At 59.9% G+C, this 20308-nt stretch carries 19 protein-coding genes; 2 read left to right on the forward strand and 17 right to left on the reverse strand.

Annotated features, from left to right (window positions below; translation table 11 throughout):
- The first annotated feature begins 3 nt into the window (after positions 1 to 3).
- Positions 4 to 933 (forward strand): ABC transporter permease, encoded by a 930-nt coding sequence (locus JONANDRAFT_RS05825; protein WP_008521626.1) that lies wholly within the window; start codon positions 4 to 6, stop codon positions 931 to 933.
- A gap of 61 nt (positions 934 to 994) precedes the next feature.
- Here the strand turns inward: JONANDRAFT_RS05825 and aspS are convergent, their stop codons facing one another.
- From aspS to gyrB, 15 genes are all read right to left on the reverse strand, one after another.
- Complete coding sequence (aspS, locus tag JONANDRAFT_RS05830) at positions 995 to 2794, reverse strand: aspartate--tRNA ligase (protein WP_008523150.1); 1800 nt, start codon at positions 2792 to 2794, stop codon at positions 995 to 997.
- 92 nt (positions 2795 to 2886) lie between these two features.
- Positions 2887 to 4158: a histidine--tRNA ligase gene (hisS, locus tag JONANDRAFT_RS05835; protein WP_008521628.1), complete on the reverse strand. Its 1272-nt coding sequence runs from the start codon at positions 4156 to 4158 to the stop codon at positions 2887 to 2889.
- Positions 4159 to 4356: 198 nt separating this feature from the next.
- Positions 4357 to 5088 carry a glycerophosphodiester phosphodiesterase family protein gene (locus JONANDRAFT_RS05840; protein WP_008521629.1) on the reverse strand — a complete coding sequence of 244 codons (732 nt, stop codon included), beginning with the start codon at positions 5086 to 5088 and terminating at the stop codon, positions 4357 to 4359.
- A gap of 71 nt (positions 5089 to 5159) precedes the next feature.
- Positions 5160 to 6464, reverse strand: a complete 1305-nt coding sequence (locus JONANDRAFT_RS05845) for an ABC transporter substrate-binding protein (protein WP_008521630.1) — start codon at positions 6462 to 6464, stop codon at positions 5160 to 5162.
- Positions 6465 to 6554: 90 nt separating this feature from the next.
- A complete protein-coding gene (locus JONANDRAFT_RS05850; RefSeq protein WP_008521631.1) occupies positions 6555 to 7433 on the reverse strand; it encodes a carbohydrate ABC transporter permease in 879 nt (292 codons plus the stop codon).
- On the reverse strand, positions 7430 to 8299 hold the full coding sequence (locus JONANDRAFT_RS05855; RefSeq protein WP_008521632.1) for a carbohydrate ABC transporter permease: 870 nt from the start codon (positions 8297 to 8299) through the stop codon (positions 7430 to 7432). The genes JONANDRAFT_RS05850 and JONANDRAFT_RS05855 overlap by 4 nt, the downstream gene beginning before the upstream one ends.
- Before the next feature lie 2 nt (positions 8300 to 8301).
- Positions 8302 to 9423: an ABC transporter ATP-binding protein gene (locus JONANDRAFT_RS05860; protein WP_008521633.1), complete on the reverse strand. Its 1122-nt coding sequence runs from the start codon at positions 9421 to 9423 to the stop codon at positions 8302 to 8304.
- Positions 9424 to 9641: 218 nt separating this feature from the next.
- The gene (locus JONANDRAFT_RS08395; RefSeq protein ID WP_233417392.1) at positions 9642 to 10064 is read right to left on the reverse strand and encodes a transporter substrate-binding domain-containing protein; all 423 of its coding nucleotides are present in this window, start codon (positions 10062 to 10064) and stop codon (positions 9642 to 9644) included.
- Positions 10034 to 10396 (reverse strand): transporter substrate-binding domain-containing protein, encoded by a 363-nt coding sequence (locus JONANDRAFT_RS08400; RefSeq protein WP_233417393.1) that lies wholly within the window; start codon positions 10394 to 10396, stop codon positions 10034 to 10036. The genes JONANDRAFT_RS08395 and JONANDRAFT_RS08400 overlap by 31 nt, the downstream gene beginning before the upstream one ends.
- A 160-nt stretch (positions 10397 to 10556) precedes the next feature.
- On the reverse strand, positions 10557 to 11261 hold the full coding sequence (locus JONANDRAFT_RS05870) for an ABC transporter ATP-binding protein (RefSeq protein WP_008523154.1): 705 nt from the start codon (positions 11259 to 11261) through the stop codon (positions 10557 to 10559).
- Positions 11254 to 12033 (reverse strand): ABC transporter ATP-binding protein, encoded by a 780-nt coding sequence (locus JONANDRAFT_RS05875; protein WP_008521637.1) that lies wholly within the window; start codon positions 12031 to 12033, stop codon positions 11254 to 11256. Before JONANDRAFT_RS05875 ends, JONANDRAFT_RS05870 begins: the two co-directional genes overlap by 8 nt.
- Complete coding sequence (locus tag JONANDRAFT_RS05880; RefSeq protein WP_008523156.1) at positions 12030 to 13085, reverse strand: branched-chain amino acid ABC transporter permease; 1056 nt, start codon at positions 13083 to 13085, stop codon at positions 12030 to 12032. The genes JONANDRAFT_RS05875 and JONANDRAFT_RS05880 overlap by 4 nt, the downstream gene beginning before the upstream one ends.
- Complete coding sequence (locus tag JONANDRAFT_RS05885; RefSeq protein WP_008521639.1) at positions 13082 to 13975, reverse strand: branched-chain amino acid ABC transporter permease; 894 nt, start codon at positions 13973 to 13975, stop codon at positions 13082 to 13084. Before JONANDRAFT_RS05885 ends, JONANDRAFT_RS05880 begins: the two co-directional genes overlap by 4 nt.
- Before the next feature lie 82 nt (positions 13976 to 14057).
- Positions 14058 to 15188, reverse strand: a complete 1131-nt coding sequence (locus JONANDRAFT_RS05890; RefSeq protein ID WP_008523159.1) for an ABC transporter substrate-binding protein — start codon at positions 15186 to 15188, stop codon at positions 14058 to 14060.
- Positions 15189 to 15423: 235 nt separating this feature from the next.
- Positions 15424 to 17346, reverse strand: a complete 1923-nt coding sequence (gene gyrB / locus JONANDRAFT_RS05895; RefSeq protein WP_008523161.1) for a DNA topoisomerase (ATP-hydrolyzing) subunit B — start codon at positions 17344 to 17346, stop codon at positions 15424 to 15426.
- Positions 17347 to 17500: 154 nt separating this feature from the next.
- On the opposite strand from gyrB, the gene JONANDRAFT_RS05900 reads away from it, so the two are divergent.
- Positions 17501 to 18481 carry a DUF2157 domain-containing protein gene (locus tag JONANDRAFT_RS05900; RefSeq protein ID WP_008521642.1) on the forward strand — a complete coding sequence of 327 codons (981 nt, stop codon included), beginning with the start codon at positions 17501 to 17503 and terminating at the stop codon, positions 18479 to 18481.
- Positions 18482 to 18571: 90 nt separating this feature from the next.
- On the opposite strand, the gene JONANDRAFT_RS05905 is transcribed toward JONANDRAFT_RS05900, so the two are convergent.
- Both JONANDRAFT_RS05905 and JONANDRAFT_RS05910 read right to left on the reverse strand, forming a co-directional pair.
- Positions 18572 to 19435: a hypothetical protein gene (locus JONANDRAFT_RS05905; protein WP_008521644.1), complete on the reverse strand. Its 864-nt coding sequence runs from the start codon at positions 19433 to 19435 to the stop codon at positions 18572 to 18574.
- The gene (locus JONANDRAFT_RS05910; RefSeq protein ID WP_008523162.1) at positions 19422 to 20306 is read right to left on the reverse strand and encodes a lysophospholipid acyltransferase family protein; all 885 of its coding nucleotides are present in this window, start codon (positions 20304 to 20306) and stop codon (positions 19422 to 19424) included. The genes JONANDRAFT_RS05905 and JONANDRAFT_RS05910 overlap by 14 nt, the downstream gene beginning before the upstream one ends.
- Positions 20307 to 20308: the final 2 nt, after the last annotated feature.

Genomic DNA, 20308 nt, shown 5'->3' on the forward strand with positions numbered 1-20308 from the left:
GCCGTGGATATCCTCGTCGCAATTCTCGCCGCGGCCGTGCGCAGCGGCACGCCGATTCTCTACGCCACGCTGGGCGAAATCCTCACCGAGCGAAGCGGCGTGATGAACTTGGGGCTTGAGGGCCTCATGCTGGGCGGAGCTCTGGCCGGCTTTGCGGTCACAGAGACAACCGGCAGCCCGTGGCTCGGCGTCGCTACCGCGTTCGTCGTCGGGTGTCTGCTCGCTCTGCCCCACGCGTTTCTTTCGGTCACGCTGGGCGGCAATCAGGTCGTCAGCGGCCTGTCGCTCACCATGGTCGGCACGGGGCTGAGCGCCCTGCTGGGCGTGCGCTTCGTGGGCCACACGATCAAGGGCTTTTCGCCCCTGCCAATCCCGGGACTGGCAAACCTGCCGGTGGTCGGCCCGCTGCTGTTCAACCACGACCCGCTGGTCTACGTCTCCTATGTCCTGGCAGCGGCCATGTGCTTCTTCCTCTGGCGAACCCGACAGGGCATGGAACTCCGTGCGGCCGGCGACTCGCCCCGAGCCGCTGACAGCGTGGGGCTTTCGGTCGCCCGAATCCGCTACCTGTACACCTTGCTCGGCGGCGGCATCGTGGCCGTCGGCGGCGCGTACCTGTCGATCTCGTACAACCACATGTGGAGCGAGGGAATGACCGCCGGACGCGGCTGGATCGCCGTAGCGCTGGTGATTTTTGCCATCTGGCACCCGGCCAGAGCCATGCTCGGCGCGTACCTGTTCGGCGGCGTGGAGGCCTGTCAGCTGCGCATTCAGGCGGTGGGGACGAATATCCCCGCGCCGCTGCTGCTCATGCTCCCCTACGCACTGACCATCATCGTCTTAACCGCCATCACCATCAGGAAGGGCAAGGGCATTTCCCTCTCAGCCCCTGCGGCTCTGGGCCAGCCCTTCGCCCGGGAGGAACGGGACTGAATCGGACAAACAGAAGCCGCCGGCGAAACGAACGTTTCGCCGGCGGCTTCTTTATTTTTCGTTATTTTGTCTTCTGGCGGACGAACAGTCCCAGCTCGTCCAACTGGCTGTCTGCGACCGTGTCGGGCGCGTGGCTCATCAAGTCTTGAGCGCGGGCCGTCTTGGGGAAGGCGATGACGTCTCTGACCGACTTGCCGCCGGACAGGAGCATGCACACCCGGTCAAACCCGAGAGCCAACCCGCCGTGAGGCGGCGTGCCGAACTGCAGGGCCTGAAGCAGGAAGCCAAACCGATCGGACGCGGCCTCTTCGGTGAGGCCGATGGCCTTGAAGACCCTCGACTGGACGGAGCTCTCGTGGATTCGGATCGAGCCGCCGCCGAGCTCCACGCCGTTCAGGACGATGTCGTACGCCCGAGCGCATACCTCGCCGGGGGCCGTCTCCAGCTTGTCCAAGTCGGATTCGCGGGGCATGGTGAACGGGTGATGCATGGCGCACCACCGGTTGTCCTCTTTGCTCCACTCGAACATCGGGAAGTCGGTGACCCAGAGGAACTTCCAGCCCTCTTCGACCAGCCCGTGAGCGCGGGCCAAGTCGAGACGGAGCTGGCCCAATACGGTGCAGACCAGCTGCCAGTCCCGGTGAGCCATCAGGAAAATCGCGTCGCCCTTGGCGGCTTTCGTCGCCTCAAGCAGCTTGGCTTGGCGCGCTTCGTCCAAGAACTTGCACAACGGGCCCTTGAGGCCGGCGTCCTTGTACTGGAACGCGGCCAGATCGGGAGCGCCCAGCGCCTTGGCGGCGGCGATGACGTCGTCGGTCCCCTTGCGGGAAAGGGACGCGCCGCCGGGAAGGGCGATCGCCTTGATCGTCCCGCCGTCGTCGATAATGGACTGGAACAGCGCAAACCCGGCGCCTTCGAAGACCTCTTTCAAGTCCTGAAGCTCGAAGGGAATCCGCATATCCGGCTTGTCGCTGCCAAACCGATTCATCGCCTCGTGCCAGGTGATCCGTTTGAGTGGAATTGGCACGTCCACGCCAAGGATCTCCTTCCACAGCCCGTTCACGTAGCCTTCCAGCAGGCTGTAAATGTCCTCCTCGGTGAGGAAGCTCATCTCAAGGTCCACCTGGGTGAACTCGGGCTGGCGGTCAGCTCTCAGATCCTCGTCCCGGTAGCACCGAGCGAGCTGGTAGTACCGATCGACGCCCGACACCATCAGAAGCTGCTTGAAAATCTGCGGCGACTGAGGAAGCGCGTAGAAATTGCCGGGCACAAGCCGGGACGGCACCAGATAGTCTCTCGCCCCTTCGGGCGTCGACTTGACCAGCGTTGGCGTTTCAACTTCCAAGAAGCCGTGGGACTCCAAATAATTGCGGGTAAAGTGCGCCGCCGCCGCGCGGGTCCGCAAGAAATGCTGCATTTTATCGCGACGCAGATCCAAGTACCGGCTGGCCAGACGAATGTTCTCGTCCACGTCGTCGGTCTCGTCGCCGATCTCAAACGGAAGCCCCTTTGACGGCGCGAGAACCAGCAGATTGTCCGCCATGACTTCCCATTTGCCCGTCGGCAGCGATTCGTTTTCAGTCCCTTGGGGCCGTACCCGCACCGTTCCGGTCACGGCGACGCAGTACTCGCTGCGCAGGTCGCCGGCCGCCTTATGAACCGATTCGGGACACTGCTCCGGGTTGAACACGGTCTGAACCAGTCCGGTGTGGTCCCACAGGTCGATGAACACCACGCCGCCCAAGTCGCGGCGCTTTCTCACCCACCCGTTGAGCACAACCCGGCTGCCCACCTGACCTTCGGTCACCCGGCCGCAGTACACGGTCCTCTGCCACTTGTTGCTGAAACGCTCCAAAGCCATCATACTCATCCTCCTAAAGGTCGGCGCGCACAAACAGTCGCACCGCCGGTTGAGAAGCCCGCCCCTTTCGGGCGGGCAGGAACGCAGTTGTGCTACTTACCCTCGTCCAGCAGGGCTGCCAAGGCGTTTTCCAGCTCGGACGACTGAACGTCCTTCTGCTCGGCGCTCCTCAGGTCCTTGAGCGCCACCACGCCCCGGGAAATCTCGTCGGCCCCTAAAATGACCGCCGCGGCCGCGCGGCCCGCCAAAGCCTGCTTGAGCTGGGACTTCATCGAACGCTTCTGGTAGTCCATATCGGCGTTGAATCCGGCCCGGCGCAGTCGGTAGAGGATCTCCAGCGCGTCCAGCTTGACAGACTCGTCCAGACAGATCACCTGAGCGTCCACCGACGGCTCAGGGCCAAACGAACAGCCCTGTTCGCCCATCACCAGCAGCATTCGGTCCAGTCCGGCGGCAAACCCGACGCCGGGGACGTGCGGCCCGCCGATGGCCTCCGACAGGTTGTCGTACCGGCCGCCGCCGCACACCGCCGACTGGGCTCCCAAGTCGCCGGACTTCACCTCAAACGCCGTCTTCGTGTAATAGTCGAGCCCGCGGACCAGTGTCTTGTCGGTGCTGTACGGCACTCCAAGCCGGGCCAGCCCTTCCTTCACGGCGGCGAAGTGGTCGGCGCACTCGCTGCACAGCGAGTCGAAAATCGCCGGAGCGCCCGCCACGACCTCGTGATCGGTCTTGCAGTCCAACACCCGAAGCGGGTTTCTCTCCATGCGGGAAAGGCAGGTCTCGCACAGCTCGCTTCGGCGGCTCTCCAAGTAGTCCAGCAGAACTTTTCTGTAGACCGGACGGCAGGCCGGACAGCCGACCGAGTTCACGACCACCTCAAGGTTTTTCATTCCCAAATCGGCGAACAGGTCCACCGCCGTCATGATCACTTCCACGTCGGTCAGAGGGCTGTCGCTCCCCAGCTGCTCAAAGTCAATCTGCCAGAACTGGCGGTAACGGCCTTTCTGCGGCCGCTCGTAGCGAAACATCGGACCGTATCCCCACAGCTTCACCGGCGACGAGCTGCTACCTAGCCCGTTCTCCACGTAGCTGCGCACCATGCCGGCGGTCAGCTCGGGTCGAAGGGTGATGCTCCGTCCGCCCTTGTCGGTGAAAGTGTACATTTCCTTTTCGACGATGTCGGTGGTATCCCCCACCCCGCGCGCAAAAAGCTCGGTATGCTCGAAGACGGGAAGATGCACCTCGCTGTAATGGAACGCTTCAGCCGTCTGCCGGGTCCGACCCAGCACGTAGGCCCATTTCCATGACTCGTCGGGAAGGATGTCCCGAACGCCGCGCGGCGCCTTGATGTTTTCTGCCATCTTCGTTCCTCCTCTTTTCTTTCCGCTTTTTGCCGAATCACAGCGGTCATGAGTGCATTATACCCCACAGGCGGCCCTTGCGGCCGCCCAGTGCGGTGAACGCGAGACAAATAATTGCATTTTATTATAGCCCTAGCAAAAGTCAGCCCCCGGCTGAGTTTTATAGCGACAGAGCCGGAGCGGAAACGTCGGCGCGCCCTATTTGCAGGGAGACGAGAGTACCCGAAGGGCCTCCGGCGCGTCGTCCACGATCAAGCAATCGACAGCTCCGTGCAGCCGCTGCCAGTCGGCAGCGGCATCAGCGCCCCAAACCCGCAGCAGCAGACCGCTTTTCCGGTACTGCTCAAAAAGGCCGGCCATTTTTGTCTGACAACAGGGAATATGCAGAGCTTCGGCGTTCAGGTTTCGGGCTTCGGCCGGCAGATCAAGCGACACGTCGGAGACGAGAAGCGCCAGACGGGCCGCGGCTGACATCCGCCGAACCGCCAACAGGCTCTGGTGGTTAAACGACGAAAAAATCACCCGATCCAGCAGGCCGAACTGCTCCGACAGCTCCAGGACGGCCCGTTCAATCCCTTCGTAGGCCACTCGAGACGTCTTGAGCTCCACGTTAATTTCCAAATTCGTAGAAGCCAGAGCCTGGTACACGTCCGCCAATTCCGGCGCGAAGTCCTGCAAAGGGACTTTGCCAGCCGCTTCTCCACTGCGGCGCAGCTCTTCAAGGGTCATCTGAGTCACCCAGCCGGGCCGGCCTGTCAGCCGAGTTAATTCCTCGTCGTGAATGACCGCCAGCCGTCCGTCACGCGTCAGCTGAACGTCCAATTCCACGCCCGAAGCGCCGCAGGACGCCGCCGCGCAAAAGCCGGATAGGCCGTTTTCACAATGCAGCGCTGGAAGGCCTCGATGCCCCCAAACGACAGTTTTTTTCATGTCAATTCCTCCCTTATGACATCATGAAAAAAGGCGGCAGGCGCTCGGCCCGCCGCCCGTAGGACGTACGGTTACTGGTTCACCAGATTATACTCTGAAATCGCCTTGTTGATGCCGGCGGCCATATCGGTCACAGCCTGTTCGGGCGTCTTTTTGCCGTTCATCGTGTTCTCCAGCTCCTTCTCCTCAATCTGACGAGCTTCGGGGAAAACGCTGAGCAGCGCTCCGGCGTACTGAGGTGCCGACGCGTGCAGCTGGTCAATGGCGGTCATAAACTGGGGGTACTTGGCCACGTTGTCCTTAAAGACCGCCTCATCGTGCGCGGCAACGGTGATCGGGAAATACCCGGTGTGAGCGTTCCAGTACGCCTGGGAAGCCGGGGAGATGAGGAACTTGATGAAGTCCCAGACCAGCGCCTGACGGCCCGCGTCGTCGCCGTCCTTTTTAATGACCCACAGGGACGCCCCCCCGATGGACACGCCGCCCTCGTCATTCGAAGCGACTTTGGGGAAAAAGGCCGTTCCCACGCGGAACTTGTCGCCGACTTCTTTAAGAATCTGTGCCAGAGAGGCAGTCGAACCGAGCGTCATCGCCGATTTTCCGGCGGAGAAGTCCGCCAAACCGGAGTCACTGCCGCTGCCGACGTTAGGCGCCCAACCCGCGTCGTGCAGTTCCTTCCACGCTTCAAGGATTTTCAGACCGGCACCGTTACCGTCGAAGGCCACAGCCGTGGCGGCGGACTGACGGCCGTTGCCGTTATTGGCGTAATCCAGTCCCTGTTTGCCAATCATCTGCTCGAAGAACCAACCGTACATTCCAAGAGAAATTGCCTCGCCGGCTCCGCCCTTCTCCACCAAGTCGCGGCCAGCTTCGCCGATGCCCTCAAGGCTGTCAGGCACCTTCGTCATGCCCGCTTTCTCGAAGATGTCCTTGTTGTAGTACATGATCGGCGTGGACGAGTTAAAGGGCATGGAATACAGCTTGCCGCCGATGGTGTAGTACGCCGCGATATTTGGCTCAACAGCTGAGACGTCATACTTGTCGGCGTCGATAAGATCCTGCATCGGGACGGCCCAGCCTGAGTCGATCATCAGCCGCGTGCCAATATCGTACACCTGAACGATGTCCGGCCCAGCGCCGCCGATCATGGCGCTCTTCAATTTGTTAATCGAGTCGTCGTAATTGCCCTGATACTGAGCCTTGACCGTGACGCCTTTGTCGTTTTTGGCGTTGTATTCTTCCACAAGGTAATTCAGCGCGTCGCCGTTGACGCCGCCCATGGAGTGCCAAAACGTAATTTCCGTCGCCGCCGCGAACCCGCTCATTCCAAAAGCGGCAGCTGCCGCCAGCGCCAAAGCGCCAAACCGAATTTTCATCTGTCGTCCTCCTTCTGATTTTCGTCTCCGATAACCCGCCATTCCCGCACCTTCGGCTCAACTTCGCCGAGCTTTTATAATTTCCAGCAGTTAGCCTTTCACAGCTCCTGCGAACATTCCCCGCACCAGCTGCTTCTCTCCCAGCGCAAATACCAGAATCGACGGCAGAATAACAATGACGACTCCGGCCATCATGAGCGTAATCGACTGGGCGTCCGGGTTGTCCAACATGCCCACGCCGATCTGAACCGTCCTCATCGCCGTATTTCCCGTCACGAGCAGTGGCCACAGGTACATGTTCCACGCGTTTAGGAACGTATAAACTGCCATGGCCCCCACGGCCGGCTTGCTCAACGGCAGCAGCAGCGAAAAGAGGAAACGCCAGTTTGAGCAGCCGCACAGCCGAGCCGACTCGTACAGCGCCATCGGGAACTGGTCGAAAAACTGCCGAAAAAGGAAAATCCCCATAGCCGACGTCAGATACGGCACGATGAGCACTTGGTACGTGTCAATCCACTGCCAGCCGCTGACCATTAAGTAATTGGAAACGATAGTTGCCTCGCCGGGGATCATCATGGTCGACATCACCAGCATGAACGCCCATTCCCGCCCGCGAAACCGAAGAAATGAAAAGGAAAACGCCGCCAAAGCACACGAGACGACCTGTCCCAGCGTAATCAGGCTGGCCACAACAAATGAATTGAACACGAACCGTCCAAGAGGAACGCTCTCCAGCGCGCTAGAGTAATTCGTCCAAGTCGGGTGGGTTGGAAACAGGTTCAGCTTCGTGGTAAACAAATCGCCCGCCGGCATAAACGCCACGGAGACGGCGTACAGAAGCGGCAGCAGAATCAGCGGCGCCGCCAGCAGGTTCAAAATCAGGTACCCGCCTTTCAGCCGCCACGCCCGAAAACGACTCTTCAGCTTCGGGACAGGCTGAGACACGCCGTAACCTTCCATATCAGTCATGGCCTCCCGCTTCGCTTCGACTTAAACATCGCCAGCGTCAGAATCATAATGATGACGAACAGGACGACCGACTGGGCAGCTGCGCTGCCGAACCTGAAATTGAAAAACGCGTCCCGGTAGATCGAGTGAACGATCACGTTCGTCGCGTCCCCAGGGCCGCCCCGTGTCAGCACCCGGACTTGGGCGAACGATTGAAACGCCATGATCACGTTGACCACGAGCGTAAAGAAAAGTATTGGCCGCAACCCCGGCAGCGTCACATAACGAAACTGCTGCCACCGGCTGGCGCCGTCACTGGACGCCCTCTCGTAAAGCGTCTGGTCAATGTTTGCTAAGCCGGCGGAAAAATACAGGAAGTTAATGCCGCTGTTGAGCCACGACGAAATAACCGCCACACAGATAAGGGCCCAAGACGGATCTGCCAGCCAGTTAATAGAAAGGCCTGTCAGCTTGTTGACAACCCCGACCGTCGGGTGAAGCACCACCTTAAAAATCATCGCCGCCGAGCTGGACGCTATCGCCATCGGCATGGCGTACATCGTCCGAAAGAGCCCACGTCCGGGGAAAGCCGCGTTGCAGAGCAGGGCGGTGCCCAACCCCATCGCCATGCTTCCCGCCACCATTAGGACGACGAAGACCAGCGTGACGAACAGGCTGTTGTAAAATGCGGGCGACTGGAAAAGTGAAATATAATTGCCCAGCCCGACGAAAACTTTCGGCAGCCCCAAGCGGTTTGTCAGAAACAGGCTCAGATAAATCGTCTTAAAAAACGGCCAAAAAAGAAACGTCGCGAACGCTCCCAGAGCGGGCAAAAGAAAAAGCCACGGCTCAACTTTCCGAACGCCCCGAGCAGAGGAAACGATCACGGTTACTCCTCCGCGGCAAGCCGCTCTCCCGACTCGCCGTCAAACACGTGGAGCTTGTCTAGGTCGAACAGAAGGGACATCGTATCCCCCGGCACACAGGGAGTTCCCCGGTCAGCCGTCAGAGCCAAATTCCCCCGCTCGCCCCGGCAATGGAGGACCACCGAAGCGCCCAGCATTTCTCTGGCAACGACTTCCACACGTTCTCCGGATAACCACCAGTTGGCGCCAGCCGGCGGCGTTTCCCAACTGCCGTGCACGTCTTCGGGACGCAGGCCCAAAACAGCCCGACGGATCGAGCGGCGGCGAAGACTCTCAAGGTATTTGCTCGGCGCCGGCAGGAATTTTCCCGACGAGGCAAAGCCAAAAGACAGGCCGTCGGAACTCGCCAACGCGTCGAAAAGGTTCATCGCCGGCAGCCCGATGAACCGAGCCACAAACAGGTTGGCCGGGTTGTCGTACAGCGCCATCGGCGAGTCGATCTGCTGAACAACGCCGTCGTTCATCACCACAATCCGATCGCCCAGCGTCATCGCTTCCACCTGATCGTGGGTCACGTAAACAATCGTCGCTTCCAGCTGGCGGTGCAGCCGGGCCAACTCAACGCGCATGTGGTTTCGGAGCTTGGCGTCCAAGTTTGACAGCGGCTCGTCCATCAAAAACGCCTTGGGACGCCGGACGATCGCCCCGCCAATAGCCACCCGCTGCCGCTGGCCGCCGGAAATCTCGCCGGGCTTTCGAGCCAGCAGAGCTTCCAGGTTCAGCATCTTCGCGGCTTCTTTCACCCGTCTGTCGATCTCGTCCTTCGGCACGCGGCGAATCTTCATGGAAAACGCGATGTTGTCATACACCGACATGTGAGGATACAGGGCATAGTTCTGGAAGACCATTGCCATATCTCGGTTTTGGGGCTCCACGTCGTTCATTCGCCGTCCGTCCATCAGAAAGTCTCCGTCGGAAATCTCCTCCAGCCCGGCGATCATCCGAAGAACCGTCGTCTTGCCGCAGCCTGACGGACCGACGAGCACAATAAACTCCCGGTCCTGAACCGTCAGGTTAAAGTCCTTCACGGCCAGAACGCCCCGAGCGTAGCGTTTTTTCACTCCCTTTAAAACGAGCTGCGCCATACGAATCTCTCCTCTCACTGCCCCACTCTACCTGACGAGAGTTACGGCTGTGTCACAAAGACGTTTCACCCGCCCTGCATCTGCACTCAAAGTTGAAATTCCGTTTTCCTGATATCTCCTCATATTCATCAGGGCAGAGCTGATCACCGAACTCAGCGCAAAAAAAGAGAAGCGGGCGCGAGCCCGCTTCTCTTTTTCTCCATCGGAAATTCATCGTTTTATTTTTTGATCCACTTGTCGCTCAGCGCCTGCAGAAAGCCCTCCTGCTTCAACTCGGCGAGCGCTTTGTTCACCGCCGAGATGAACGTCTCGTCTCCCTTGGGCATGGCGAGGGCTTGGCCTGACTCGCCGGCGGCTTGAGTGAACGCCGAAACGATTTTGCCGGCGAAGTCCGCCTGCTTCAGAAACTCGCCAGCTACCGTCTCGTCCATCATCGCCCCGTCCGCCCGGCCAAGAACGACTTCTCTCAGGCAGTCGTCGTACTTCTGGTACGCCCGAACCGACACGCCGGGCTGTCCGCGGAGGAACGTCTCCTGAATCGTCCCAAGCTGAACCGCCATCGTCTTGCCCTGCAGATCGGCCAACGACTTAATCGGCGAGCCGGCGGCGATCACCACGACGCTGGTGGCCCGGTAATACACACGTCCGAGAACCCGACCCGCTTCGCCCTCTCCGGCGAGGCGCTCATCCCCGCCGCAATCAGGTCAATTTTGCCGGTCAGCAGAGATGGAATCAGGGCGTCAAAACTCATGTCGCGCCAGACAACTTTTTTGCCCAACTTCTGCCCGATCGCCTCGGCCAAGTCCACGTCGTAGCCCTGCAGTTTTCCGTCCGGGCTCAGGAACTCAAACGGCGGGAACGTGCTCTCCGTCCCGACGACGATTTCCCCTTTGTCCATGACCGACGCGCCCCAAGCCGAGCTTCCCAGCACCGCCGCAGCCAATAGAACCAATGCAGACCCAAGTTTTTTCATTGAAGTAAACCCCCGTTTCTTTTTATTTGTTGATTGAATAGAAATATACTTTCGTTCGGGAGTTCTGTCAAGAGGGAACTGAAGTTTCTCTGCAGGACAAGAAAAAAGCCGGGCTTCCCTGAGGGAAGCCCGGCTTTTTTGTTCGACGTTCTGGGACGAATCAGCCGCCCAGATAGGCGCTTTTGACGCGAGGATCGGCCAGAAGCTCTTTCCCCGGCCCGGACAGGGCCATCTCGCCCACCTCGAGAACGTAGGCGTAGTCGGCCACCTTCAGGGCCTGAAGGGCGTTCTGCTCCACCAGCAGGACCGTTTTGCCCTTTTCGTTGATCTGCCGAATGACGTCAAACACTTCTTTGACGAGGATCGGAGCCAGCCCTAACGACGGTTCGTCCATCATGATCAGCTGCGGGTTGCTCATCAGCGAACGGGCCAGCGCGAGCATCTGCTGCTCGCCGCCCGACAGAGTGCCGGCCTTTTGCCATGAGCGTTCCTTCAGCCTAGGGAACAGTTCATACCCGTGCGCCAAGTCGCGCGCCACGCCTTTAGGATCCTTTCGGGTGTAGGCGCCCAGCATGAGGTTTTCTTCAACGGTCAGCTGGGGGAAAATCCGGCGGCCTTCCGGGCACATGGCAATTCCTGAGCCCAAGACGACTTCCGGCGTCTTGCCCAACAGTTCGGTTCCGTTCCACTGAATGGAGCCGGAACAGCCTTTGAGAAGTCCGGCGATCGCGCGGAGGGTGCTGCTTTTGCCGGCGCCGTTGGCCCCGATGAGGGTGACGATCTGGCCGTCGGGGACTTCCAAGCTGATGCCCCGAACGGCCTTAATGGCGCCGTAGTGAACATGGAGGTCGGTGATTTTAAGCATCCGCGTCATCCTCCTTGCCCAAGTAGGCCTCGATGACCCGCCGGTCCTTCTGGACGTCCGCGGGGCAGCCTTCGCAGATCAGGTTGCCGTGGTCCAGCACCCGAACCCACTCGGATATTCCCATGACGACTTTCATGTCGTGTTCGATCAACAGGATCGTCAGGGAGAACTTGTCCCTGATCGCCCGGATGAAGTCCATCAGTTCCATGCTCTCCTGAGGGTTCATCCCGGCCGCCGGCTCGTCCAGCAGAAGGATCCGAGGACGAGTGGCCAGTGCCCGGGCGATTTCCAGCCGCCGCTGGGCGCCGTACGGAAGGCCAGTTGCCTCATTATCAGCCAAATCGTCCAGCTTGACGGCCCGGAGCAGGTCCATGGACCACTGGCGGATCTCCCGCTCTTCCCTAGCATGGCTCGGAAGGAGGAACGGCGCGGCCCACCACGGCGACGACTGGCGTACCCAGCAGGCGGTCATGACGTTCTGCAGCACCGACGCGCCGGTGAACAGCCGAATGTTCTGGAAGGTCCGGGCAATTCCTTCGCGGCAGATGATGTGCGGCTTAAAACCTGTAATGTCCTTGCCCGCAAAGGTCACCGTTCCTTCGGTCGGAGGATAAAACCCGGTGATGATGTTGAACGCGGTCGTTTTTCCCGCCCCGTTGGGGCCGATCAAGCTGGAGATCGTGCCCTCTTCGAGGGTCATGTTCAAGTCGCCCACGGCGGTCAGTCCGCCGAACCGAATGGTCACGTTCTTCAGTTCCAGCAGGCTGGTCATCGGTCACCGCCCCCTCTCCGAAGGAGCTTTTCCCAGCTGAATTCCCAGTTGCCCATAATGCCCTGCCGGCGGTACAGGATGATCAGCAGCAGCACGACGGAGAAGATCACCATACGCATTCCGGGAATGCCCGGAATCGTCAGCGAGCCGATTGTCATCGGATTTTCAACGAACCGAAGCCATTCAAGCAGCACGGTGATAATCGCCGCGCCGACCATGCTGCCGGTAATGCTCCCCAGCCCGCCGGCCACGACGATCATCAAGATGTTGAACGTGAGCTGGAAGTTGAACATCTTGGGGTCAATAGTGGTGATCAGGCTGCCCTGCAGCGCCCCGCCGACGCCGGCGAAGAACGCGCCGATGGCAAAGGCGATGACCCGGACTCGGAAGGTGTTGATGCCCATCGCCCTAGCGGCCACCTCGTCGTCCCGAACCGCCTTGATCGTGTTGCCGAAGTTGCTTGAAAGCAGTTTGACGATCACGTAGACGGTGATGATCATCCAAACGTAGTTCCAGAACAGGTCGGCATAGGCAGGAATGCCTTTCAGCCCCAGAGCGCCGTTGGTCACCGGCGTGATGTTGGTCAGCACGACCCGGATAATCTCGGCGAAGCCCAGGGTCGCAATGCCCAAGTAGTCGCCGCCCAGCCGGAGCACCGGCAGAGCGATAACCAAGCTGACGAGAGCGGCAATGACTCCGCCGGCAAGGACGGAGACGAAAAACGGCGCCTGCATGACGTTAAACGGCCACATCATCGGCTCCAGAATGTACATCGCGGCTTTCTGGGCCGGAGAGATGATTAAGATTGCCGAGACGTACGCGCCAATGGCCATGAACCCGGCGTGTCCGAGAGAAAACATGCCGGCAAAGCCATACACGAGGTTCAGGCTGAGAGCCAAAATCGCGTTGACGGCCACCAGATTGACGACCCGGACAACATAACGGTCCATGTTGGCATTAATCCAGTACAGCACGGCGGCGAGGAGCACCAGCGACAGAACGGTCAGAGCGCTGGAGGTCTTTTCGAGCGATCGGTTGGAGGAAGTAATCATACCTTGTCCTCCAGTTTCTCACCGAGAAGTCCGGTGGGCTTCACGAACAGGATAAGGATCAGCAGGATAAAGGCGAACGCGTCCCGATATCCAGTCAACGCCGGGAAAAACGCCACGAGAAGGATCTCCAAAAAGCCGAGGGTCAGGCCGCCGATGACGGCTCCCTGAACCGAGCCGATGCCGCCGGTGACTGCGGCGATAAACGCCTTAAATCCCGGCATGACGCCCATGAACGGGTTGATCTGCGGGTAGCGCAGCGCCCACATGATGCCGGCTGCGGCAGCCAAAGCCGAACCGATGCCGAACGTCAGGGCAATGATTCGGTCGACCCGCACGCCCATCAGGCGAGTAGTCTCAATATCCTTGGAGATGGCTCTCATGGCCAGCCCCTGAGGCGTCTTGTAAAGAATCCACAGCAGCCCGACCACCAACAGGAACGTGATGACCGGCACAACGATCGCTAACGGCAAAATACGGATATTACCGAATTTCATGACCTTAACGAGCGGCGCGAACCGGGGCATCGGCTTCGGCACGCCGGTGAATACCACAAGCGCTAAGTTCTCGATAAGGAACGACACACCGATGGCGCTGATCAGGGCAGAAATGCGCGGCGCCTCTCTCAAAGGCTTATAGGCCACCCGGTCAACCAAGATCCCGGCCACGGCCGTTCCGATAATCGCCAGAGGCACGGCGACAGCCCAAGGAAGGCTGGCCGTCCCGACGGCCCAGAACACCAGATACGCCCCAACCATGAAGATGTCCCCGTGAGCGAAGTTAATCAGCCTCAGAATGCCGTACACCATCGTGTACCCGATGGCAATCAGGGCGTACAGGCTCCCTAGGGTGAGGGCGTTGAAACAGTGCTGAATGAACATGTCCATTGTCATTGCCCGCAGTCGCCTCACTTCCGAAAAAAAGGGAAGGCAGAGCCTTCCCTTGTGTCAACAAATATTTTCCCGAACAGAGAGATTAGTCGGTGGCCTGAGTTCCAACGAAGGTGCGCTTGCCGTTGATGATCTGGACGATGCCGACGGCCTTTTCGGCGTCGTGGGTCGCGTTGATGGTAGTCAGACCAGTGGCGCAGGGCAGATCCTTAATCGTGGCAAGCCCTTCGGTGATCTTCTCGGGGTCGGTGCTGCCGGTGCGCTCGATGGCGTCCTTGATCATCAGGTAGCAGTCATATCCAAGAGCGCTCAGCGCGGAAGGCTCGTCGGTGTGGTGCTCGTCCCAGTACTTGGTGAACAGCTCGGCGGACTCGGTCTTGCCGGGCATCTCGCGGGCGTACGGAACGGCCGTGAAAGTGAAGCCCTCGCAGGCGTCGCCGGCGATTTTCGCCATTTCCGGGTTGTCCATGGCGTCGCCGCCCATGATCTTGAACTCGCCGCCCAGCTCACGAGCCTGACGCATGATGATGGCGCCTTCGGCGAAGTTGATGGGGATGTACAGGACATCGGGCGAGTGACTGATGATCTCGGTCAACTGAGCGGTGAAGTCCTGGTCGCCGGTCTGGAAGTTGCTGATCGCGACGATCTTGCCGCCCTTCTTCTCGAACGCGTCTTTGAAGAACTTGGCAAGGCCGACCGAGTAGTCGTTGGAGACTTCCTGAAGGATTGCGGCCGTCTTGGCGCCCATCTTCTCGATGGCCCATCCGGCTGCGCCAGCGCCCTGATACGGATCAATGAATCCGGCTCTGAACACGTACTTCTTGCCCATCGTAACCATCGGGTTGGAGCAGGACGTGCCAACCATCGGAATGTGAGCGCTCTCGGCAACTTCTCCGCCGGCCATGGACAGGGAGGAGCCGAACGAACCGATGATCGCGACGACTTTCTCTTTGTCAACGAGCCGCTGAACTGCGTTGGCAGACTCGACCTTGTCGCTCTTGTTGTCGACGACAATCAGCTCAACCGGCCGGTTCATGATTGTCGGGAACTTTTCATGAGCGAGCTGAGCGCCTTCAAGCTCCAGCTGGCCGCCAAACGCGCTGTTCCCTGTCAGGGGAAGATACACGCCAATCTTAATGGGATCCGCAGCAAATGCCGTTCCCATCACCGCGCCAGCTGCAAAAGCCGACAGAGCCAACATCTTCATCCTATTCATCGAGCAATTCCCTCCTCAAGATAGAGTCACTGCCACTCGGTGGCACCGAACGGCTCCCGCCGTTCACTTCGACGGCCTGCCTTCGGAGCCTTTAGGCGGCGAAGGAAACCGTTGGATCAATAAAACTACGCTCTTGCTGATAATGATTTTACTTAAGCGGATTGGAGCTGTCAATTTTATTTCGCTTTAAATCGAAAAACGTTTCAACTAGAAGTGAAAAATTGTACAAACTACACTAAACGTCCAGATTGCGAACCTCGTGGGCGTGAGTCTGAATGAAGTCCCGCCGGGGCTCGACCTTGTCGCCCATCAGGATGGAGAAATACTCGTCGGCCGCGATGGCGTCATCCACCTGGATTCGCTTGAGCAGCCGGGTTGCCGGGTCCATGGTGGTCTCCCAAAGCTGTTCGGGGTTCATCTCGCCCAAGCCCTTATAGCGCTGGACGGCCGGGCTCTTGCCCTCGACTTCGTACGAGTCCATGAGGGTTCTCAGTTGCCGGTCGCTGTACAGGTAGTCTACCTTTTTGCCGGACTGAACCCGGTACAGCGGCGGAACGGCCAAGTACACGTGTCCTTCCTCGACCAGCTCTTTCATGTGCCTGAAGAAGAATGTGAGAAGCAGCGTGCTGATGTGAGCCCCGTCCACGTCAGCATCGGTCATGATGATAATCTTGTGGTACCGCAGCTTCGACAGGTCAAACTCATCGCCGATGCCGCAGCCGAGCGCCTGAATGATGACTCGAATTTCCTTGGAGCTCAGGATCTTGTCCAGCCGAGCCTTCTCGACGTTCAAAATTTTCCCCCGCAGCGGGAGAATCGCTTGGAAGCTTCTGTCTCGGCCCTGCTTGGCGCTGCCGCCGGCCGAGTCCCCCTCGACGATGTAGACCTCGCACTCCTCTGCTTTCTTGCTGGAACAGTCCGCCAATTTTCCGGGCAGGGACAGTCCGCTCATGGCCGACTTGCGCACCAGTTCGCGGGCTTTTTTCGCGGCCTCTCTGGCCTGTCGGGCCTTGACGGCCTTGTCGACGATCGGCTTCAGCGCCGATGAGTCCTCGTCAAAGTGCCCTAAAAGGCCGTCGTAGATGACCGAGTCCACCGACCCTTTGACTGTGCCGTTGCCCAGTTTTGTCTTCGTCTGTCCCTCAAACTGCGGGTTGGACAGCTTGACCGACACGACGCAGGTCAGTCCTTCGCGCAGGTCCTCGCCGGAGAGGTTTTCGTCCTTCTCGCGCAGGGCGCCGGCCCTCCGGGCCCCCTCGTTGACCGCCCTGGTGAGGGCGCTTCGCAGTCCCGCCACGTGGGTGCCGCCCTCGACGGTGTGAATCAGGTTGGCAAATGAGAACAGCCGCTCGTTGTAGTCGTCGGTGTACTGGAAGGCCATTTCAACCGATACGCCGTCCCGTTCGCCGGAGACGACAAGCGGTTCAGGGAATAAAACCACCCGGTCCCTGTTCAGATACCTCACGAACTCGGCAATGCCGCCTTCCTCGCAGAACGTCCACGTTTTGCCTTCCCGCTGGTCCTCCACTGTGATCGTCAGGCCGGGAATGAGGAACGCCATCTCACGGAAACGGCTCACCAGCGTTTCGGCACTGTACTGCACTTCGTCAAAAATCTGGCTGTCCGCAAGGAAACGAACTCTCGTTCCCCGGCGCGTCGAGGGGAGCGTCTTCGCCAGCGGCGCCACGGGGATTCCCCGCTCGTACCGCTGGAAGTACTCGTACCCGTCGCGCCAAACCGTCACTTCGAGCCACTCGGACAGGGCGTTGACCACCGAGACGCCGACGCCGTGAAGGCCGCCGGAGACTTTATAGCTTCGGTTGTCGAACTTGCCGCCGGCGTGGAGGACCGTCAGGACTGTCTCAACCGTCGATTTGCCGGTCTGATGGTGAATTTCCACCGGAATACCGCGGCCGTCGTCCGTGACGGAGACGCTCTCGTCCGTGCCGATCGTGACCGTTATGTGCCCGCAGTGCCCGGCCAGCGCTTCGTCCACGCTGTTGTCCACTATCTCGTAAACGCAGTGGTGAAGCCCCCTGACCGTCGTGTCGCCAATGTACATGCCGGGCCGACGCCGGACGGCCTCCAACCCTTCGAGGACTACGATTCCGCTTTCCCCGTAGGAACTGTCGGCCTGCGGCGTTTGAACTTCTGTCATTCGCGTTTTCCCCTTTCCCGCCAAGCGGCGCTTTCGGGCAAACGTCCCAAAAGAAGCTGCGCTCCCGTTGCGCCGCACTTGTAGATATCATATATTATAGCAAATTCACAGCCCTCGACGGGCTGTTTACCCAACGGAAAGAAGGAGAGACATCATGTTTCGCTCGCTGGCTGACGGCCTTGAAGGAGCTTTACACGAGGGGACGATTACCCCCGATCAGGCAAAGCGCATTCTGGAACTCTCAGAGAAGCGGCCGGGCTGGGCCAAAGAAGCCGCTCTGCTCATCGGGCTTGTTTTGACCGGCGTTGGAGTGATGTTTTTCCTTTCAAGCCTGTACCGGCTTCTGAGCGTTTGGTCAGTTGTGGGTGTCTACATCGGGTTCAGCATCGCGTCTCTGGCAGGGGTTTACGTGACGAACAGGCGCGGCCTTCGGGCTGTCTGTTTGGCGTGCTGCGTCGCCGCCGTCATTTTTACGCCGCTGGCCCTTCACGGCCTGTGGAACTTAGCCGCCCACGGGTTTATCGTTCACCAGATGTCCGACTTAGGAACGGTCCTGTCGCTCGACGATTCGACGGCGGACTTGGGCGTCAGGCTCTGGCTGTTCGGCATGGGGCTGGCGGTCTCCGCGGCGCTAAGCGTTCACACGAAAGAACCTCTGATGGCGGAGGTGACGACCGTCGCCCTGTGGCAGACGGCCTTGACGGTCTGCCGATTGGCCCACTGGAACGTCAAGCTGTCAGCACTTTCAGCCATGATAGGCGCAGCGGCTGCCGCTGCCGCGCTCGTCGCCCGGAAACGGTCGTCAGGCGTGAAGGTCTGCCGAATCTGGGACGAGTTTTTCGCTTCCGGCGCAGCGCTTTTCGGCGGCAGCGTCAACTTTTGGCTTTCTGGGCCGTACGCGCAAGGCGTCTTCCCTTGGAAGGCCGCCTCAGCGCTCCTTTTTAACGCCGCCTTTGCGATGGCCGCCGGAAAATTCGGCCAGCGGGGGCTCGTTCTCCTCGGCGCCATTGGATTGGCCTTCCACCTGTGCTGTCTGGCAGACTTCTACCTGCCGTCACCTTACGGTTCGCTGGCGATTATCCTGATCGGAGCCGGCGTTTTGATTCTTTCCATCAGGACATCGAAAGGCCGCTGAAACGACAAAGAAAAAAGAGCCCTGCCGGTTCGCAGGACTCTTTGACCGCCGAGGATTAGCCTCCCCAGCGTTTTTGTTTTTAAACGGTTTTCAGCACAAGACGGAAGAAGTATCCGCCGGCTCAGAGCTCGGCGGGCAGTATCGGCGGCTCTGTTCCCAAGCCTCTCTTGCCTCCAAAGCGCCCCAGAGACACAGGATAGCCTCCCCGCCTGAAAGGAATTTTCGCAAGTGGCGCCATAGGTCGCCGCTCAGCAAAAACCACGCCGAAAGGGGCGTCTGTCCGAACGGCTTCACGGCGTCATATCGCACGAGAAGCGTCGTGTCAGGCCCCGCCTCGGACTCTTCCGGCTCGCCGTCGACCGGCCGTTGAGGGCCGAGACTCTGGCCGTTCAACAGCTGAGGAGGCGGCGTCTGGGAGGCTGTGAGCACCATTTGAGCGTCGATTTTCCCGTTGAGAAAGTCCCTAGCGTTCAGGGACCACAGCCTGATACGGTCAATGATGTCCTGCCGCCCGCCGGCGAGGGCGAATCGGACGCCCCAGTACAGCTGAAGCGTCCCGTTCTGAGACGTCAAGTTCGGCGACAGGGACGCCAAGGTTTCCGAGACAGGCCCCCAAAAAAGCGGCACGTCCGGACATATCTGGCGCAGCATGCCGATCGTCAGACAGTGATCCCCCGGCGGGGGATACTGGACGTACAGAGCGTCTTCAACCTGACGGCATGCCGCCGGCGGAAGAATGAACGCTTCAGGCTCTTCGGAAAGGACCAGCCCGCCGTCTGCCGAGAGGACGTCAGTCTTTTTTCTGCCATCCCAGAGGCTCCAGCAGCAAAGGTCGCCCTCAAGCCGTCCGAACAGCTGCCGCCCTGCCGGAAGGAACACGGTCACGCCCCGTTCGCGGCCCTCGTCGGGCAGAGGGATCAGCCGGCCGTCCTCAAAAAGCTCAAACGCTCTCACGGCTGAGCCCCGACTTCCACCGGCGGTGAAACCAGAACCACTGTTCGGGATAACGGCGCACCAACTGTTCAACCGAACGATTTGCCGCCTCGGTGATCGCGGCAATTTTCTCTTCCTTGGAAAGCTTTTCGTCGACGGCCAGCGGCTCTTCGAGGACCACTTTGTAGCGAAACGGCCCCAACCGCAGGGCGTAGAGCGGAAGCACCGGCACGCCGGCCAGCAGGCTGATAAGAGCTGGGCCGCGAACAGCCGTACACGGCCGCCCTAAGAAGGTAACTTCCTGTCCGTTGCGCCCGCCGTCCTGGTCAGCCAGAAGCGCCAGCGAGACGCCCTGACGGGGCGTCTGAACGGCCAGCCGGAGGAACGACCGCGATCTGCTTTTCATCAGCGTTTTCACGCCTAATTCATCGCGCCAAGCCGTAATCAGGTCGGAAAACGCGCCGTCGTCCGCCTCTCTGGCGACGCAGAGCAACGGGAGGTTTTGGGCTGCCATCCACGCGCCGCCCAACTCCCAGTTGCCGAAATGGGCGCAGAGGACCACAACCCCTTTGCCGCCGCCGGCGTAGCTTTTTATTTTTGCCAAGTCGTCAGGCGAGCACTCAAAAATCTCGTTCACCAAGCCGGGACGATTCATGCAGGCCACCCACTCGACGATCATCCAGCAGAAATGGTCGTACACGCCGTCTAAAATCCGGCGGCACTCTTCCGGCGTTTTTTCGGGAAACGACAGGGTGATCGCCTTCAGCGTTTCCTTCCGGCGCACCGGCACAAGACGGCACAGCCCTTTGAGAAAAGCCGCCTGCCGGGCGCCGTGGCTCCCGTCGCCGACCCACCGTCGAAAAAGCTTTAACGCTCCTGTGGCAAGAGTCACTC

Source organism: Jonquetella anthropi DSM 22815 (genome assembly GCF_000237805.1).
Lineage (GTDB): Bacteria > Synergistota > Synergistia > Synergistales > Dethiosulfovibrionaceae > Jonquetella > Jonquetella anthropi.

Bases quoted from the DNA above. Each gene is read 5' to 3' on its own strand.
- aspS (WP_008523150.1), bottom strand. From the start codon at position 2,794: ATGGCTTTGGAGCGTTTCAGCAACAAGTGGCAGAGGACCGTGTACTGC.
- hisS (WP_008521628.1), bottom strand. From the start codon at position 4,158: ATGGCAGAAAACATCAAGGCGCCGCGCGGCGTTCGGGACATCCTTCCC.
- JONANDRAFT_RS05840 (WP_008521629.1), bottom strand. From the start codon at position 5,088: ATGAAAAAAACTGTCGTTTGGGGGCATCGAGGCCTTCCAGCGCTGCAT.
- JONANDRAFT_RS05845 (WP_008521630.1), bottom strand. From the start codon at position 6,464: ATGAAAATTCGGTTTGGCGCTTTGGCGCTGGCGGCAGCTGCCGCTTTT.
- JONANDRAFT_RS05850 (WP_008521631.1), bottom strand. From the start codon at position 7,433: ATGACTGATATGGAAGGTTACGGCGTGTCTCAGCCTGTCCCGAAGCTG.
- JONANDRAFT_RS05860 (WP_008521633.1), bottom strand. From the start codon at position 9,423: ATGGCGCAGCTCGTTTTAAAGGGAGTGAAAAAACGCTACGCTCGGGGC.
- JONANDRAFT_RS08400 (WP_233417393.1), bottom strand. From the start codon at position 10,396: ATGAAAAAACTTGGGTCTGCATTGGTTCTATTGGCTGCGGCGGTGCTG.
- JONANDRAFT_RS05870 (WP_008523154.1), bottom strand. From the start codon at position 11,261: ATGCTTAAAATCACCGACCTCCATGTTCACTACGGCGCCATTAAGGCC.
- JONANDRAFT_RS05875 (WP_008521637.1), bottom strand. From the start codon at position 12,033: ATGACCAGCCTGCTGGAACTGAAGAACGTGACCATTCGGTTCGGCGGA.
- JONANDRAFT_RS05880 (WP_008523156.1), bottom strand. From the start codon at position 13,085: ATGATTACTTCCTCCAACCGATCGCTCGAAAAGACCTCCAGCGCTCTG.
- JONANDRAFT_RS05885 (WP_008521639.1), bottom strand. From the start codon at position 13,975: ATGACAATGGACATGTTCATTCAGCACTGTTTCAACGCCCTCACCCTA.
- JONANDRAFT_RS05890 (WP_008523159.1), bottom strand. From the start codon at position 15,188: ATGAATAGGATGAAGATGTTGGCTCTGTCGGCTTTTGCAGCTGGCGCG.
- gyrB (WP_008523161.1), bottom strand. From the start codon at position 17,346: ATGACAGAAGTTCAAACGCCGCAGGCCGACAGTTCCTACGGGGAAAGC.
- JONANDRAFT_RS05900 (WP_008521642.1), top strand. From the start codon at position 17,501: ATGTTTCGCTCGCTGGCTGACGGCCTTGAAGGAGCTTTACACGAGGGG.